At 43.7% G+C, this 16211-nt stretch carries 17 protein-coding genes; 14 read left to right on the top strand and 3 right to left on the bottom strand.

Annotated elements, in window-relative coordinates; translation table 11 throughout:
- The first annotated feature begins 72 nt into the window (after window positions 1–72).
- From G9G57_RS04300 to G9G57_RS04270, 7 genes are all read left to right on the top strand, one after another.
- Window positions 73–804: a class I SAM-dependent methyltransferase gene (locus tag G9G57_RS04300; protein WP_238799237.1), complete on the top strand. Its 732-nt coding sequence runs from the start codon at window positions 73–75 to the stop codon at window positions 802–804.
- A gap of 200 nt (window positions 805–1004) precedes the next feature.
- Window positions 1005–1352, top strand: coding sequence for a hypothetical protein (locus G9G57_RS04295; RefSeq protein WP_164964515.1), 348 nt, complete (start codon window positions 1005–1007; stop codon window positions 1350–1352).
- Between the two features lie 33 nt (window positions 1353–1385).
- A complete protein-coding gene (locus tag G9G57_RS04290) occupies window positions 1386–1841 on the top strand; it encodes a DinB family protein (protein WP_013372283.1) in 456 nt (151 codons plus the stop codon).
- Window positions 1842–1862: 21 nt separating this feature from the next.
- Window positions 1863–2486 carry a class I SAM-dependent methyltransferase gene (locus G9G57_RS04285; RefSeq protein ID WP_164964514.1) on the top strand — a complete coding sequence of 208 codons (624 nt, stop codon included), beginning with the start codon at window positions 1863–1865 and terminating at the stop codon, window positions 2484–2486.
- Between the two features lie 137 nt (window positions 2487–2623).
- Window positions 2624–2917, top strand: a complete 294-nt coding sequence (locus tag G9G57_RS04280; RefSeq protein ID WP_164964513.1) for a hypothetical protein — start codon at window positions 2624–2626, stop codon at window positions 2915–2917.
- A gap of 248 nt (window positions 2918–3165) precedes the next feature.
- Window positions 3166–3762, top strand: a complete 597-nt coding sequence (locus tag G9G57_RS04275) for a YdeI/OmpD-associated family protein (RefSeq protein WP_164964512.1) — start codon at window positions 3166–3168, stop codon at window positions 3760–3762.
- 39 nt (window positions 3763–3801) lie between these two features.
- Window positions 3802–4806 carry a phosphotransferase enzyme family protein gene (locus tag G9G57_RS04270; RefSeq protein ID WP_164964511.1) on the top strand — a complete coding sequence of 335 codons (1005 nt, stop codon included), beginning with the start codon at window positions 3802–3804 and terminating at the stop codon, window positions 4804–4806.
- Between the two features lie 142 nt (window positions 4807–4948).
- On the opposite strand, the gene G9G57_RS04265 is transcribed toward G9G57_RS04270, so the two are convergent.
- Window positions 4949–5812, bottom strand: coding sequence for a sulfurtransferase (locus G9G57_RS04265; RefSeq protein WP_164964510.1), 864 nt, complete (start codon window positions 5810–5812; stop codon window positions 4949–4951).
- Window positions 5813–5886: 74 nt separating this feature from the next.
- Complete coding sequence (locus G9G57_RS04260; protein WP_164964509.1) at window positions 5887–6831, bottom strand: DMT family transporter; 945 nt, start codon at window positions 6829–6831, stop codon at window positions 5887–5889.
- A gap of 233 nt (window positions 6832–7064) precedes the next feature.
- On the opposite strand from G9G57_RS04260, the gene G9G57_RS04255 reads away from it, so the two are divergent.
- From G9G57_RS04255 to G9G57_RS04225, 7 genes are all read left to right on the top strand, one after another.
- A complete protein-coding gene (locus G9G57_RS04255; protein ID WP_164964508.1) occupies window positions 7065–7970 on the top strand; it encodes a hypothetical protein in 906 nt (301 codons plus the stop codon).
- Between the two features lie 212 nt (window positions 7971–8182).
- Window positions 8183–8896, top strand: coding sequence for a 2,3,4,5-tetrahydropyridine-2,6-dicarboxylate N-acetyltransferase (gene dapD / locus G9G57_RS04250; RefSeq protein ID WP_013372273.1), 714 nt, complete (start codon window positions 8183–8185; stop codon window positions 8894–8896).
- A 182-nt stretch (window positions 8897–9078) separates the two neighbouring features.
- Window positions 9079–10215, top strand: a complete 1137-nt coding sequence (locus tag G9G57_RS04245) for an N-acetyldiaminopimelate deacetylase (protein ID WP_013372272.1) — start codon at window positions 9079–9081, stop codon at window positions 10213–10215.
- 75 nt (window positions 10216–10290) lie between these two features.
- A complete protein-coding gene (locus G9G57_RS04240; RefSeq protein ID WP_164964507.1) occupies window positions 10291–11400 on the top strand; it encodes an ABC transporter ATP-binding protein in 1110 nt (369 codons plus the stop codon).
- Window positions 11390–12202, top strand: coding sequence for an ABC transporter permease (locus G9G57_RS04235; protein WP_164964506.1), 813 nt, complete (start codon window positions 11390–11392; stop codon window positions 12200–12202). Before G9G57_RS04240 ends, G9G57_RS04235 begins: the two co-directional genes overlap by 11 nt.
- Window positions 12192–13013 carry an ABC transporter permease gene (locus G9G57_RS04230; RefSeq protein ID WP_016821691.1) on the top strand — a complete coding sequence of 274 codons (822 nt, stop codon included), beginning with the start codon at window positions 12192–12194 and terminating at the stop codon, window positions 13011–13013. Before G9G57_RS04235 ends, G9G57_RS04230 begins: the two co-directional genes overlap by 11 nt.
- Complete coding sequence (locus G9G57_RS04225; RefSeq protein ID WP_164964505.1) at window positions 13010–14083, top strand: ABC transporter substrate-binding protein; 1074 nt, start codon at window positions 13010–13012, stop codon at window positions 14081–14083. The genes G9G57_RS04230 and G9G57_RS04225 overlap by 4 nt, the downstream gene beginning before the upstream one ends.
- A 515-nt stretch (window positions 14084–14598) precedes the next feature.
- On the opposite strand, the gene G9G57_RS04220 is transcribed toward G9G57_RS04225, so the two are convergent.
- A complete protein-coding gene (locus G9G57_RS04220) occupies window positions 14599–15762 on the bottom strand; it encodes an aminotransferase A (protein WP_164964504.1) in 1164 nt (387 codons plus the stop codon).
- Window positions 15763–16211: the final 449 nt, after the last annotated feature.

Genomic DNA, 16211 nt, shown 5'->3' with positions numbered 1-16211 from the left:
TGGATTTCGGCGAGAGATTTTCAGCAGACAACCCTTGAGTTCGTGTGAATACAGAGACGTTAAAGATAAAACATGCAGAAAGCTCGTGGTGAGAACTTGAATAAGGTAGAGAATATAAGATTAGAAGAGAAGAAGTATCATGATTTCTGTTATGACAATTACAATTTGTTTGAGTCCGGTTCTTGGTTACATAGACCGGTACAAACGGTATTGGACCTTCTAGCTGAATATAAAGATTACGATAATCTATCGGTGCTTGATTTAGGAGCTGGAATTGGTAGAAATAGTATTCCTATAGCTGAATCCATGAAGATTAGAAAAGGAAAAGTAGTTTGCGTGGATTTTTTAAAGTCTGCTATTGATAAGTTGGAAAATTATAGTAGAGAGTATGGTGTCGAACAATTTATTGAAACAAAATTATCTGATATTGAAAACTTCAATATTAAACAAGATGAGTATGACATTATAATAGCTGTATCTGCTTTGGAGCATGTAAGATCGGAAAGGGAAATGGAATTAAAAATTGAAGAAATGACTACAGGAACAAAAATAAATGGAACCAATTGCATTGTTGTTGGAACGAATATAAAAGAGATGAGAATGAAGGATGCACAACAATTAGAGCCAATGTTTGAAGTAAATATCTCGACTGAAAGTATGATGGAATTATTAAGACATCACTACATTGGATGGGAAGTTAAAAAACGATTAGTAAAGCAACTGGAATATGAAATTGAAAGAAATAAACAACTCGTGAAACTATCAATGGATTGTATAACCTTTGTAGCTAAGAAATTAGTGTAAGTCAGTACAATGAAGTCTGGAAGGAGTCATCTAATAAAAGTTTCACACATCAGGCTAACGCCCTCAGTCTGACAGAGGAATTTTGGGGAATGGATTTAGCCAGACACATCCGATTAGCGGCAGATCTCGCGAACACAGAAACATTATAGGAAAGCAGTGCGAATCCATTGTAGTACCAATACAATCAAAGGAGAGTCAACATGCACTCTGAAGAGGATTCCACGTATAGCCTGTCTATAGAATGTAAAGACATTATCCTTCGGGAATATCTTTTAGAAGATTTAGATAAAATACATGAACTCACATGGCGACCGGAGATTTATGAATTTTTACCAGGCAGGAATGTTGAAAAAGAAGTTAGACTCGACTGGTTGAAAAATTATGAGATACCTGAAAATAATCAATTTTTGAGACGTGTCGAGGAGGGAGTGAGGGTTGAGGATCTTAGATTGAAGCTAGGAATTGTGCCTAAAGAAACGGGAAAATTCATAAAAAAATTTTTAGCAAACCCCACTTTTGGGGTTCATGAATACAAATACATTATCTAACTAACTCAAATCTGAAAAGAGGGGTCTGAAACCATGAATGAGAAGTCGCAGTTACTAGAGGAGTTCAAGGAATGGATACGTTTTGTTTCTGAGATTCGTGAAATGGATTGGCAAATAAAGATTGCCGAAGATAAATGGTCAGTTCACGATATCGTAAGTCATATACTGCTGTGGGATAAATATTTTTTTGAAGCAGCCATACATCCGATATTAAACAATACGCCTGTGACATTAACACATATTGATTTTAATCAATTTAATCAGGGTGCTGTTGAATATGGGAAAACAAAAACGAAGGAAGAATTAATTGAAATGACTATTCAGTACCGTAACATGATATTGCAGAGTATAGAGAGTTTGGAAGATGATAAGTTTACTAAAGAATATGCTGACGGGAAGTTTACTGTAATATCTTATCTAAGAGATTTTATCTGGCATGATCAACATCATATAAGACAGATTGATGAGCTTAAAAGAAGAGCTATGTGAGTATATAGGCAGGTGAATAATATGAGAGATTATTGGAACAAAAGGTTTGCTGAAGAAGGAATGATTTGGGGTTGTGAACCAAGTCAAACTGTAACCCAAGCTATAGATTTGTTCAAAAAGAATAATGCACATCATATTTTGGTTCCTGGGGCTGGGTATGGGAGAAATACCAAGATGTTCTCTTCTTATTTTGAGGTTGATGGAATTGAGATATCTAGTTCAGCTATAAATCTAGCAAAAGAATGGGATTTAAAAACGAATTTTATTCAAGAATCGGTGTTAGAGTTTCGTACAAGCAAAAGGTATGACGGCATATATTGTTATGATTTATTACATTTATTTTTGTTAGAAGACCGAAAAAAACTGATACAGAATTGTGTGATGCATTTGAAGGAACAGGGAGTGATGTATTTTACGTGTTTTTCTGATAGCGATTTTAATAATGGTGTGGGTAGGAAAGTTGAGGAAGGAACATATGAATACAAGAAAGGGAAATATGCTCACTTCTTTACTGAAGAAAATTTAATTGAACATTTTAATGATTTGAATATATTAGAAATGGGCTCCATAAGAGAATATCTGACACATGCAGAAAAACAACAAGAATATAAATTAAGATATATAGTTGTTCAAAATATTGGATAGCTATTTCGGGGAAGCAATTCAACAGATACATCAACCGCTTAACTGCCGCAAGTAACAGACGGACTATTAGTCCTAAAGCGCTGGGACATCGTGAATACAGATTGTTATATGTAATTGGAACCGAAGGGAATAAAAAAATGAGAATGCAAGACAAACCAATAGTAAGTATTATAGGCTTGGGATTATTTAGTCTGACACTAGTGGTGCACATTTATTTTAAATCAATTAGAACAATGGATGATGTAGGGATGGGTATATTATTGTCTCTAGTAAATGCCATATTTCTAGTCTTTCCATTGCTATGGGGAGTATTGGGTGCAGTAGAATTCTCAAGAATAATGAGTTGGAGTAAGAAAATAAAAGAAAGAGAAGTGAACGAAGAAGTAGATTTAGATAAATACAAGAAAAAATTAAAATATATCTATGCATAAACGTAGTTTATTTATTGCTAGTTATATGTCAATTGGGTTATGTAATTTATAGATGGGATGAGGTGAACGTATAATAAATATAGCGATATAACGGCTATTCTTCGATTGACTGAATTCGTATAATAAAAATATACGTTTCGGCTTTGCCCTTGATATCGTGATTTCTTCTACATTTAGTATCGAAAATCGGTTTTCTGTAAATATATATACATAAACATGATGAGCAAAAACATAAGGGGGGAGCTAACATGACAAATAGAGAGGAAATGAATCCTAAGGTTGATGTGTATTTAGATAAAGTAAAAAAATGGCAGGCGGAAATGGAGAAGTTGAGAGCGATCATGCTTGACTGCCAGCTAACCGAAGAATTGAAGTGGGGTAAACCATGTTACATGTTTCAGAATAGTAACATAGCTATAATACAAGGCTTTAAAGAACACTGTGCGCTTATGTTTTTCAAAGGTGCTTTGTTAAATGACCCCAATGGTATTCTAATCAAACCTGGGGAGGATACGCAGGCGGGGCGCCAGATACGGTTTACTAATGTTGAAGGAATTGTTGAGATGGAAGCCATCTTAAAGGACTATATTAATGAAGCCATTGAAGTGGAAAAAGCCGGGTTGAAAGTGGATTTCAAAAAGAATACAGAACTCATTTTTCCTGAAGAATTTCAAGCTAAATTAGATGAAGATCCTGCTTTGAAAACTGCTTTTGCTGCATTGACGCCGGGACGACAAAGAGCATACATTATGCATTTTGCTGCGCCCAAACAATCTAAAACTCGGGAATCGAGGATTGAAAAATGTATGCAGGACATTCTCGCTGGAAAGGGATTAAATGATTGATAAATTCGATGAGAAATAAAATTGAAGGGAGATATTCATTTGGATATTTTTCCGTTGGAGATATCTGTACTATCTGCAGATGCACTCCGTGAGTACATTTCAAGAGAATATTTTTCTTATGCCTTACTTAAATGCCGGTTATTTTATAGAGGCATACATGACATATATAGAGTTAATGCAGACGAAAAAGAGTATTTCTTTAAGGTATACCGTAAAGGAATAAGAAGCATGGAAGAAATACAAACAGAGGTAGATTTGCTCAATCACCTAAAATTATCAGACATTGAAATTACTACACCAGTTACAAGACATGATGGAAAATTTATTTCACAGTTTAACACTGCAAATGGGATAAGGTATGGAGTACTATATACGTCTGTTGGAAAACATGAGTTTAACCAAATTGAGGAAACAGCTGAATTAAACGAGAGACTAGGTAGTTATATTGCTACAATTCATAATGCTTGGGACAAATGTGAGCTTGGAAAAAAACGATGGAATCTAGATGCTGACTCATTTATAGATAATTCTATGGATGCTATAAGGCAGTTCTCAACCATTCATGATTTTGACCTGCATTTTTTAGAGGAAGTTGCAAAGAATGTGAGCGATAAACTAGAGTGTTTAACTGTTGAAAGACCGCAATATGGTATATGTCACGGCGACATATATAGTGGGAATATCCGAGTTGACGCTAACAGCAATCCTATCCTTTTTGATTTTGATTTCTGTGGAAATGGATGGAGAGCATATGACATATCTATGTATGCTTTCCCATTTGGCATGGGATGTGACGAAACGAAATTAAAAAAGAGAGAAGAACGAAAATATCAATTCTTAAATGGATATAACGAGGTTAGAGCTATGAGCCAAAGTGAAGTAGATTCTATTGCCCTCTTTATTCCCTTCAGAAGAATTTTTAATATTGGCACTCTATACATTTCTTATCTTCCAAATACTTGGGGAGACTCTGCTGTCATCAGAAATGTAGATGAAGATATTAAACTGCTTCAAAAGTGGTTGGAATTAAACCCTATATTTTAATTAGTATGCAAAGCTAATGATAACTATATTCCGAAATCAACCTAGAGATCCTTTACATAAATAAAGCAAACCCACTGCCATGAGTCTAACCGCTTAAGGCAGTGGGTTTGTCTTTAAAACCTTTATATCCGTTAAAAACGGATTATTCCTCCCCGGTCGCCACCGGATTTTCCTCATAGCTGATCCAATCGCTCCAGCTCCCCGGATAGAGTCTCACATTACTAAATCCTGCCTCATTCAAGGCCAGGACATTTGGACAGGCAGATACGCCTGATCCGCAATATACGATGATCTCAGCGTTCTGATCAAGGTCTGAGAAATGCTGTTTTAACTGCTCTTCGTTTTTAAATGACCCCTTTTCATCCAAGACCTCTTTCCAGAAGAAATTCACTGCACCGGGGATATGCCCCGCTGCTTGATCTATGGGCTCTTCCAGCCCCAGGTAGCGCGGACGCTCTCTGGAGTCGATCAATATAGGTGAAAAACCGATATAGGAGCCAACAGGAACAGAAGTTTCGGATATACGTTGTACTTCTTTCATACTTGTGAGCATTTGTGGCTGAACATTTGGCACAAAGGTCGAGGGAATACGAATCGGCTGGTCTGCCGTAACGGGGAATTTTGCTTCCTTCCAAGCGCTGTAGCTTTCTTCCAGTACGTATACCTGCTCATGCCCGAGGTAGCGCAGCAGCCACCAGAAGCGGGAGGCCATCATACCTCCCTGGTCATCATAAGCGACGATGCGTGAAGCGGAGTTGATCCCAGCACGACTCAAACGTGCGGCAAGTGTATCCACATCAGGTAGCGGATGGCGGCCACCATGCTCGCCTAGAGGAGCGGTAAGGTCTTCTTCCAAATCGAAGTGAACCGCCCCTGGGATATGGTCTTCATTAAATTCGTTTCGTCCAGCTCCGGCTTGTCCGAGCACGGAACGGCAGTCGGCAATGATTATGTCTGGTTCATACAATCGGGCCAGCAGCCAGCGTTTGGATACGATGGATTTCATAGAGGATTCCGCCTTCCTTTTTTTAATAGTAAATTTAATCCATTGAGTATGGTTTATGAAAATGGGGTAATAAGCTAAGAGTTAGCCTTCAGGGGGTGCTCAGTGCCGGGCAACTCACTTTGGTGGACAACTTGCTTTTTAAAATCCGCTCCGTATCGGATAAAAACCCATACCCCGAACAGGATAAAAAAGCCTGCACCAAATTGCAAAGTAGACAACCTCTCCCCGAGCAGCACCCAAGCCAGCAGGGAAGAAATAACGGGCTCACCGAGTACCGCCATCGACACCGCGGTGGCGTTAATGTATTTGAGCAGCCAGTTAAACAGATAATGTCCGAACAGCGTAGGCACAATGGCAAGCAGCAGGAACAGCCCCCATTCCTGTGGAGCGTATCCCGTAAAAGGTATGGCATTGACCACATTATACAGCGCAAGCGATGTGGCTGCGATGATAAAAACCCAAAAATTATAGACAAAAGCGCTCAAATGCTCGCGTAGATGCTTGCCCATTAGCATGTGGACGGACACGGCTACCATACCCAAAAAGGACAGTGCATCGCCGAGCAGGGCTTGTCCTGAGACATGAAAATCCCCTGCGCCAATGGCCAGTGAGCCGACAAAGGCCATGCCCATTCCAAAGAGCATAGCGCGATTTGTGCCTGTCCGGAAAAACAAAAAAGAACCGAGCATGACAAGGATCGGTTCCAATGTCATAATAACAGTAGAGCTTGCAACGGTGGTCAGTCGCAGCGAGCCCATCCACAGCAAGAAATGCAGCCCTAGCGCGATACCGGACCAGAGGATCAGCATCCACTGCTTGCGAGTGAGGCTGAATAGCTCGGTGCGGTATTTCCAGACCAATGGCAGCATCAGAAGATTGGTCAGGTACAAACGGTACATAGCGATGACGGACACCTCGGCTTCAGACCATCTGACGAAGATCGAGGAGAACGAAATAGCGATAATACCTATGATGTATAATAATTCAAAGGAAAACGACGGTTTGTGTGCTTGATTCATGTGGCAGCTCCATCCGTATGGAAGAAAATAAATACGTTAATATTCCTTCTAACGGTATCTCGAAAATGAGGTTTAATATAGCCCATTATACCGTACCTGGCATCCCCATGGTATTAGGATTTTGCAAAATCCTGAGAATATAATCAACGGGAGCGAGAGGAAAGGATTTTAAGTGAGATGCTGTATAGAACTTTTGCTGCACAAGCTCGTCTATCATCGTGGAGGTGGATTTTATGAAAAAACATAACACATTTTCAATCATACTACTGACTGTTGTGGCAGTGCTGGCTCTATCAGCCTGTGGTACGAAACAGCAAACCAATAACAATGCACCTCAAGGGGCAGACCAACCGCAAACGCAACAGCCGCAAGCCACTCCGGAGCCGGTCGCTGAGCCGCAGGTTAAAAAAGGCACAGGTGTATACAACGGAGCTGCTGACCCGCATACGGTAGAGATTGAAACCAATGGCGAAGCCCAATCCTTCCAGCTAGGAGAAGGACTAGACACGGTAATAGCTGGGCTTAAAGAAGGTGATCCAGTAGCGTTTGAATATACCGAAAAAGCAGTAGAGGGCGACGCGACAGCGAAGCAACTGACTTTAACGAAAATACAAAAGACAGAGGCTTCAACAGATAGCAGTCAAAACGGAAGCTCTGGTCAACAAGTAGGCGGGGATCGCGCGAAAACTCAAACTTTTGAGCTTAACCTTGAAGGGAAAAAGGAAAAGCAGACAGCAACTTTGGCAAAGGGAGAGGGCTATTCGCTGTATGTGTTTGATCCGATGTCCCTGTTTCCCGATCAAAACCGTGTCGCTTTAGCGGTAGATGATAACTACTACGCCGAAATTACGAAGCTGCCCTCCAACTTTAATTTAGATGAACTTCAAAAAGATGGCGAGAAGGACCTGGCTTCCATTGGCAAGGTGCAAAAGCTGGACAAAGCAGCCGTGCCTCAAGCGCTGACCAGCAGCCGTCTGTTCTTGCAAGCGAACGGTTCGAAGATCACCCAACAATATATTGTTGTGGAAAATACTACGGGCGCTTTCAGCGTGAAAGTGAACATTCCACATGGTGAACCTGCTGAAGGATTCGAATCCTTCATTTATACATCGCTGGAGAGCCTGCAAGCTAATAAATAATCCTGTTTAAAATTAAGGTGGTCGCTGGCTTATAATCATGAATTTAAGGCATTCAAACTGCTGAAATTTGTTGTTTTACGTACTGGATTAGCGAGTCGAAGGTCTAATCTGTAATTGCGAGACCTGCACTTTTGTGCTATAAAGGATGAGAGAATAAGATCATTCCGGCTTGCGAAGTCGTATGAAGCGATGAAGGAGTTGTTAGATTTAATATGTCCATCGAAATGAATACACAAGAAGTCATCAACGTGATTAAAAACAGCAAGAAAAAGACGCCTGTTAAAGTATATGTAAAAGGGGCTTTGGCTTCCGCATCTTTTGGCGAGAATGTTCAAGCTTTTATTTCTGGAGACAGCGGTGTGGTATTTGGTGATTGGGCGGATATCAAGCCTGTACTGGATAGCGCAAACGCGAAAGAAGAAGATTATGTGGTGGAAAATGACCGCCGTAACTCTGCTGTTCCAATGCTGGATCTGAAAGGCATTAATGCACGCATTGAGCCAGGCGCCTATATCCGCGATATGGTGGGCATTGGTAACAACGCCGTCATTATGATGGGCGCAGTGATTAACATTGGCGTTACGATTGGTGAAGGCACCATGATTGATATGAATGCTGTACTGGGCGGTCGTGTTAAAGTCGGCAACATGTGCCACATCGGTGCAGGCGTTGTCCTTGCAGGTGTCATTGAGCCACCGTCCGCACAGCCTGTTATCGTAGAAGACGAAGTATTGATCGGTGCGAACTCGGTTGTACTGGAAGGCGTACGCATTGGTAAAGGTGCAGTTGTTGCAGCCGGAGCGGTTGTAACTGAAGATGTGCCTCCATACTCCGTAGTAGCTGGTACACCTGCACGTGTAATCAAACAGGTCGATGACAAGACCAAATCCAAAACTGAGATTTTGAAAGAACTGCGCGTTCTGTAAGAAGGCAACGTTTTTTAGGTACCAAAGGTGAACGATTCCTTGTCAGGAGCATAATACACTGACAGCATAACATAGGGACGAAGCACAACGGACAAGGCTCGGCGGCTGCGCCGGGCTTTTGTCCTTTTATTCTTTTGCCCGATAAGAGCTGATGAGCTATAAAAAGGAGGCGTAGCAGCAAAATGAGCACAGCCGATGATCGTTCTTTTGTTCAAATACGAAGGGATCTGCATCAAATTCCCGAGCCAGGGTTTGAGGAATATAAAACACAACGATATTTGCTGAACTACTTGGAAACGCTCCCTCAGGAGCGGCTGGACATTCGTACATGGCGTACGGGCGTGTTAGTACTTATTCATGGAACGGCTCCTGAGCGCCGCTATGGATATCGTTGTGATATGGATGGTTTACCGATTGAGGAAGAGACGGGTTACGATTTCCGTTCGACTCATCCCGGCTACATGCATGCTTGTGGTCACGACTTACATATGACGATTGGATTGGGAATTGTAACACACTTTGCGAGTCATCCGATTAAGGATGATCTGGTCGTGTTGTTTCAACCAGCTGAGGAAGGACCTGGTGGAGCCTTGCCTATGCGGGACAGCACGGAGCTGGCCGACTGGATGCCGGATGAAATTGTCGCATTGCATGTTGCACCAGAATATCCTGTAGGCACCATAGCCACTCGCTCGGGCATCCTATTTGCCAATACATCGGAGCTTTTCATCGACCTCAAGGGTACGGGGGGGCATGCGGCGTATCCACACAAGGCGAATGATATGGTAGTGGCTGCTTGTCAGCTGGTGGGACAATTACAGACGGTGGTAGCCCGTAATGTGAATCCACTGGATGCAGCGGTCATTACGGTTGGTAAGGTTAGCGGAGGCACGAAGCAGAATATTATCGCGGAAACCGCCCGTTTGGAAGGTACGATCCGAACGTTGTCTGCCGATACGATGACGCTGGTTAAATCGCGGATTGAGGCGCTGGTGCGCGGTGTGGAAGCTGGATTTGAATGCCAAGCGAAGATTCATTATGGCTCCAATTATTTGCAAGTATACAATGAAGCCAAGGTGACTGAGGAATTCATGAAATGGGTTAGTAATCGGCAGGATGTGCAGCTTGTTGAATGCGGAGAAGCGATGACCGGAGAGGACTTCGGGTATTTTCTGGAACGAATTCCTGGCTTGATGTTCTGGCTTGGCGTGGATACGCCTTATGGCTTGCACCATGCCAAGCTGGAGCCTGCAGAGGAAGCAATCGAGGTAGCTATCCGAGTGCTGACAGACTATTTTACATGGAAGTCACAAGGGTGAATGATACAGCCTGAATAATTGTTTTTAATGTAGAGAATGTAATGGAATGAAGTCGAATTTTTGAAGGAGGGTGTTATGGGAGAGCAAACCATCATCCGATTTGAACGGGTGACCAAACAATATGACAACGATCCCCCAGTGCTGGCGGATGTCAGCTTTGAGATTGAGCGTGGCAAATTTTATACACTGCTGGGTCCATCCGGCTGTGGTAAAACGACGATTCTGCGTATGATTGCAGGTTTTGCAGAGCCGACAGAGGGCTCTATTTATTTGAATGGAAAACTCATTAATCGTGTTCCAGCCAACGAGCGGCAGGTCAATACGGTTTTTCAGGATTATGCGCTATTTCCACATCTGAATGTGTTTGAAAATGTCGCTTTTGGTCTGCGGATTAAAAAGATGAACAAAAAGGACATTCAGGAGAAGGTGACACAGGCGTTGTCCTTTGTCAATCTGGAAGGCTACGGCGAACGGGAAATTTCTGAAATGTCCGGGGGACAGCGTCAGCGTGTAGCTATTGCACGGGCTATCGTCAATGAGCCTGATGTTCTCTTACTGGATGAACCTTTGTCGGCACTGGATTTAAAGCTGCGGACAGAAATGCAGTATATTTTGCGTGAAATGCAGCAGCGCCTGGGAATCACTTTTATATTCGTTACGCATGATCAGGAGGAAGCGCTGGCCATGTCAGACGAAATTTTTGTCATGAACAAAGGCAAGATTGAGCAGAGCGGCACGCCAAATGATATCTATGATGAGCCGATTAATCGATTTGTGGCTGACTTTATTGGCGAATCGAATATTGTTCCTGGACGTATGATCGCGGATTATCAAGTGGAATTTAACGGTCGACAGTTTGAATGTGTTGACGGAGGATTGCGTCCGAACGAACCGATTGAAATTGTGATCCGGCCCGAGGATTTGGAGATTACGAGTGTTGCTGAAGGCAAGCTGCGGGTAAAGGTGGATACTCAATTGTTCCGTGGGGTTCACTATGAAATAAGCTGCTATGATGATTCAGGACAGGAATGGCTCGTGCATTCTACCAAAAAGGCGGAGCTGGGAAGTGAAATCGGCCTGAAATTTGACCCGGAAGCCATTCATGTCATGCGCTTTGGGGAGACAGAGGAAGAATTCGATCGGCGTCTGGAAGCCTATGAAGAGGTAGATCAGCATGTCCGGTAATACAAGAGCAGCGTATCTGCTGCCTTACTATTTATGGATTGTGCTGTTCGTGGCGGCGCCAGTTGTCCTTGTATTTTACTATTCACTATTTGATGTGGATGGTCATCTCACATTCAGCAACTACGTTCAGTTTCTGACACCTGTTTACTTAAGCATGACGCTTAGCTCGTTTTGGTATGCATTTCTGATTACGGTATGTTCACTGCTCGTGGCGTATCCGGCGGCCTATTTACTTACTCGCACCAAGCATAAGCAGCTGTGGCTGTTGCTCATTATTTTGCCAACCTGGATTAACTTGTTGCTCAAAACGTATGCTTTTATTGGCATTTTCGGAACCTATGGTCCGGTGAATGCGGTGCTAGGAATGGTTGGGTTGGGGGGTCAGCAAATATTGTTTACCAGCTCCAGCTTTGTGTTTGTATCTGTGTATATTTTTGTGCCTTTTATGATTTTGCCCATCTATAACGCGTTGGAAGGCTTGAATCCTTCACTGCTGGACGCAGCCCGTGATTTGGGAGCCTCCAAATGGACCGCGTTTCGCAGGGTTATTTTCCCGTTAACACTTTCGGGTGTGCGATCCGGCTGTATGGCTGTGTTTATTCCAGCGCTGTCGCTGTTTATGATTACCCGTCTGATTGCGGGTAACCGTGTGATTACGCTGGGAACGGCGATAGAGCAGCATTTTCTGGTTACTCAGGACTGGGGTATGGGCTCTACAGTTGCTGTGTTCCTGATTTTGGCGATGGCGATCATTATGCTGCTCACCTCGCGAACGAAACGGAGGGTGCGGCATGGCAAATAAAAACCGATTCGGAAATATTTATTTGGTGATTGTTTTTCTCGTGTTGTATGCACCTATCTTGTATTTGATGTACTATTCCTTCAACAGCGGCGGGACCATGCACGAGTTTGAAGGCTTTACACTTCAATATTACAAAGAGGTGTTCGCAGACACCCGTTTAATCATTATTGTCATTAACACTTTGGTGATTGCTTTGCTGTCGTCTGCATTGGCTACGATAATTGGGATCATGGGTGCGCTGGCTATTCATCAAATGCAGAACCGTCGAGTCAAAAATACGCTGCTGTCGCTCAACAATGTATTAATCGTGAACCCGGACGTCATTATCGGCGCTTCCTTCCTCATTTTGTTCACGATGGTTGGGATTAAGCTGGGTTTTTACTCTGTTTTGTTATCCCATATTGCGTTTAGTGTGCCGATTGCGGTCATTATGATTTTGCCACGGCTTCAGGAAATGAGTCCATCTCTGGTCGATGCCGCGCGTGATTTGGGTGCCAGCCGGCTGGATGTGCTAACCAAGGTGATTTTGCCCTTTATTAAGCCAGGAATTTATGCAGGCTTTTTTATGGCGTTAACGTACTCGCTGGATGATTTTGCGGTGACCTTTTTTGTGACTGGCAGTGGCTATTCGACCTTATCAGTGGAAATATACTCACGTGCCCGTCAAGGGGTTTCCTTGTCCATCAATGCGCTGTCCACGCTCATATTCCTGTTTACTGTGCTGCTGGTGGTGGGCTATTACTTTATTATGCGCAAGGCGAATCGTAATGGTAAAAAAGAGCCTGCGGCGGAAATGGGGGTGCCTAGATGAAGTCGCTTGTGCGCGTGTTTCTGTCCATTTTCATTATCTCGTTTGGCCTGATGGGCGTGGCAGCGTGGCTGAACTCCAGCCAAGGCTACTCCGGTGGTAACACACTGACGGTGTACAACTGGGGAGACTACATTGATCCTGAGCTGCTGGAACGGTTTCAGAAGGAGACGGGCATTACCGTCATTTATCAAACATTTGATTCCAATGAAGCGATGCTGACGAAAATCGAGCAGGGGGGAACTTCATTTGATGTAGCGGTTCCCTCGGAATATGCGTTGGCTAAAATGAAGCAGGAGCATCTGTTGCTCCCATTGGACCACAGCAAACTGCCGAATTTGAAGCATGTAGATGCTCATTATCTAAACCTTTCGTTTGATCCGAATAACCAATATTCGGTTCCATATTTTTGGGGTACAGTCGGGATTGTCTTTAACCCGGAGCTAACGAAGGGCATTGATTTTCATAGCTGGGATGGCCTATGGGACCCGAAGCTGCGTAATAACCTGTTGCTAGTTGATGGAGCTAGGGAGATTATGGGCATGTCGCTGAACAGTCTCCACTATTCCTTGAATGATACGAACCAGGCGCATTTGCAGCAAGCTTTGACGAAGCTGGAGAAGCTAGCACCCAATGTCAAGGCAGTGGTTGGCGATGAGATTAAAATGCTGCTGGCCAACGAGGAAGCTGCTGCTGGAGTTGTATGGTCCGGTGATGCTTCCGAAATCATGGATCAGAATGATAAGCTGGATTACGTCGTGCCAGATGAAGGGTCCAACCTGTGGTTCGATAATATAGTTATTCCAAAAACGGCCACCCATGTGGACGCGGCTCATAAATTTATCAATTTTATGATGCAGCCCGATGTAGCCGCTCAAAATGCCGAGTTTGTAGGTTACTCCACGCCAAACAAGGATGCAAAGAAATTGCTGCCTGGGGATATTTCTGGCGATGAGCGTTTCTATCCTCCATCTGAAATTACAGATAAGCTGGAAGTATACAACAATCTGGGTAAGCGAATGCTCGCTCACTATAATGAATTGTTCCTGCAATTCAAAATGCATTTAAAGTAGGGGAGTGGCGTTGTGGATCAGGGGATGGTGCTTTAGAGGCCGCTGCGGAGGCGGATGGTGCTTACCATCGCTGTTAAATTCCGATTTTTATGATTGAATATGTAAAGGTGAAAATCGGAATTTTAAGGCGACCGCTTCGCTTGTCCAGCACCATTCCGCCCCCTCCGCTGCGCCGTGCTTAAAGCCACGTACCTATGAATCCCCCACGCCGACGGTGAGGGAGTAGGGAAAGCAAACAGGCCCTTGAACCACCCGTGTAGGTGATTCAAGGGCCTGTTTTTTTTACCCACCGCGTGGGGCGGGTGAGTAATGTTTTTAGCCCTACCACTCCACACACGTTAGATAATTGTGGGACTTTAAGGCGGGCAGTGAGCGAAGCGGGCCAATTGAATCTGGAGAAGCGGCAGCGTTCGCCTTTGCTGTGGGATTCTTACCTATAAGCGTTTATACAATTAAAGAATCCCCCAGCAACGGCGATCGGAAGTTCAAATGGACTGCGTAGCGCCTCTCCCACCTTAACTCCTAACAATTCCCCTAACAAACCTCTCTATTTTATCCAACCCTTGCTCCAGCACATCCTGTCCGTAGGCGTAAGATAAGCGAATGTAACCTTCGCCATAGGAAGAAAAGGCATCTCCCGGCACGACAGCCACTCCTTGCTCTTCCAGTAGCTTCAAGGTGAAGTCCATTGAGCTTAATCCAAAATGGGCGATGGAAGGGAAAAGATAGAAGGCTCCCTCAGGCTTCTCCAGCGGAATCCCCATATCTATCAGTCTTCCGTGTACATAGTCGCGACGTCGGCGGTACTCATCGCGCATCGGAAGTGCATCATCCACCCCAACGGTCAGGGCTTCCAGTGCTGCATATTGGCTAATTGAGCTAGCACAGGTCACGTTGTACTGATGTACTTTGACCATGTGCTGTGTAATCTCGGAGGGTGCAAGTGTAAAACCAATGCGCCATCCTGTCATGGAATGTGATTTGGACAGTCCGTTAATGACGATGGTGCGCTCCCGCAAACCTGGAAGAGTCGCAATAGATACGTGCGATGTATCATAAATCAGTTCGCTGTATATTTCATCCGAGATGATAAACAAATCGCGTTCCTTGAGCAAATCCGCGACGGCTTCCAGCTCTTCGCGACTCATTACTCGTCCGGTTGGATTCGAAGGATACCCGAGAATGACTGCTTTTGTCCGCTCAGTCAGATAAGGCTCTAGTACCTCGGCCGTTAGCTTGAAGCCGCTGTTGCGGGTGTCAGCCAACACGGGAATGCCACCTGACAAACGGATCAATGGCTCATATCCTGGGTAGATCGGCACAGGTAGAATGACTTCGTCTCCGGGTGACAAAATCGTGCGCAGGGTAATATCCAGCGCTTCACTGGCTCCGTTCGTCACGATAACCTCATCCTGTCCTCGGTAATTCAGGCCGTATTTGCGGGCTACAAACCCTGCTGCAGCTTCTCGTAATTCCGGCAGTCCCGGATTAGGTGTATAAATGGTTCGGCCTTCATCAATCGCCCGATGGGCAGCTTCCATAATATGCGTAGGGGTAGGGAAATCCGGCTGCCCAATCGTTAATGACAGAGTTCCGGGTAATGCGGCAACTTTATTGGCGATTTTGCGGATGCCGCTGATTTGAATATTTTTGACCTGGTCGTTAAGCAAATGCTCCATAGCGTGTGTGCCACCTTTTTCTGTATTAGAACAAGTTTACAATAATATGATCTGATTATGCTACGGCAAGAAGAATTCATTTTACATATTTAAGGTACTAAATTGGCTAATTTGTGGTATCTTAAAAATAGGATATGTTTGTAAGCGTAATCATAGGAAAAATGAAGAGAGGGGAGCTTCTATATTCAAGAGTTGGATGATCGAGTGGATCAGGATGAAAAAACATCTGAAGCCATTTTGATGTACTAGCCTAGTCATGATGTAAAGCTAGGAGATAAGGTAAGCATTGGTAGTTCGGTGAAAAACACACGGAAAGAGCGCAGGCAAGCAAGCCAATTGACTTATCGACCATAGAACTATGTAAATGTCAGATTGATTGACTTTGTGAGATAGTTAAGTTATCTTTTGTGGAGAAGTCGTATGATAAAGTAGAAGGAAGAGGTGAAGCG

Source organism: Paenibacillus sp. EKM211P (assembly GCF_011066175.1).
Lineage (GTDB): Bacteria > Bacillota > Bacilli > Paenibacillales > Paenibacillaceae > Paenibacillus > Paenibacillus polymyxa.
Note: the sequence above shows the minus strand (reverse complement) of the source record. Positions and strands in the feature narration are given on the sequence as shown.

Bases quoted from the DNA above. Each gene is read 5' to 3' on its own strand.
- G9G57_RS04300 (WP_238799237.1), top strand. From the start codon at position 73: ATGCAGAAAGCTCGTGGTGAGAACTTGAATAAGGTAGAGAATATAAGA.
- G9G57_RS04295 (WP_164964515.1), top strand. From the start codon at position 1,005: ATGCACTCTGAAGAGGATTCCACGTATAGCCTGTCTATAGAATGTAAA.
- G9G57_RS04290 (WP_013372283.1), top strand. From the start codon at position 1,386: ATGAATGAGAAGTCGCAGTTACTAGAGGAGTTCAAGGAATGGATACGT.
- G9G57_RS04285 (WP_164964514.1), top strand. From the start codon at position 1,863: ATGAGAGATTATTGGAACAAAAGGTTTGCTGAAGAAGGAATGATTTGG.
- G9G57_RS04280 (WP_164964513.1), top strand. From the start codon at position 2,624: ATGAGAATGCAAGACAAACCAATAGTAAGTATTATAGGCTTGGGATTA.
- G9G57_RS04275 (WP_164964512.1), top strand. From the start codon at position 3,166: ATGACAAATAGAGAGGAAATGAATCCTAAGGTTGATGTGTATTTAGAT.
- G9G57_RS04265 (WP_164964510.1), bottom strand. From the start codon at position 5,812: ATGAAATCCATCGTATCCAAACGCTGGCTGCTGGCCCGATTGTATGAA.
- G9G57_RS04260 (WP_164964509.1), bottom strand. From the start codon at position 6,831: ATGAATCAAGCACACAAACCGTCGTTTTCCTTTGAATTATTATACATC.
- G9G57_RS04255 (WP_164964508.1), top strand. From the start codon at position 7,065: ATGAAAAAACATAACACATTTTCAATCATACTACTGACTGTTGTGGCA.
- dapD (WP_013372273.1), top strand. From the start codon at position 8,183: ATGTCCATCGAAATGAATACACAAGAAGTCATCAACGTGATTAAAAAC.
- G9G57_RS04245 (WP_013372272.1), top strand. From the start codon at position 9,079: ATGAGCACAGCCGATGATCGTTCTTTTGTTCAAATACGAAGGGATCTG.
- G9G57_RS04240 (WP_164964507.1), top strand. From the start codon at position 10,291: ATGGGAGAGCAAACCATCATCCGATTTGAACGGGTGACCAAACAATAT.
- G9G57_RS04235 (WP_164964506.1), top strand. From the start codon at position 11,390: ATGTCCGGTAATACAAGAGCAGCGTATCTGCTGCCTTACTATTTATGG.
- G9G57_RS04230 (WP_016821691.1), top strand. From the start codon at position 12,192: ATGGCAAATAAAAACCGATTCGGAAATATTTATTTGGTGATTGTTTTT.
- G9G57_RS04225 (WP_164964505.1), top strand. From the start codon at position 13,010: ATGAAGTCGCTTGTGCGCGTGTTTCTGTCCATTTTCATTATCTCGTTT.
- G9G57_RS04220 (WP_164964504.1), bottom strand. From the start codon at position 15,762: ATGGAGCATTTGCTTAACGACCAGGTCAAAAATATTCAAATCAGCGGC.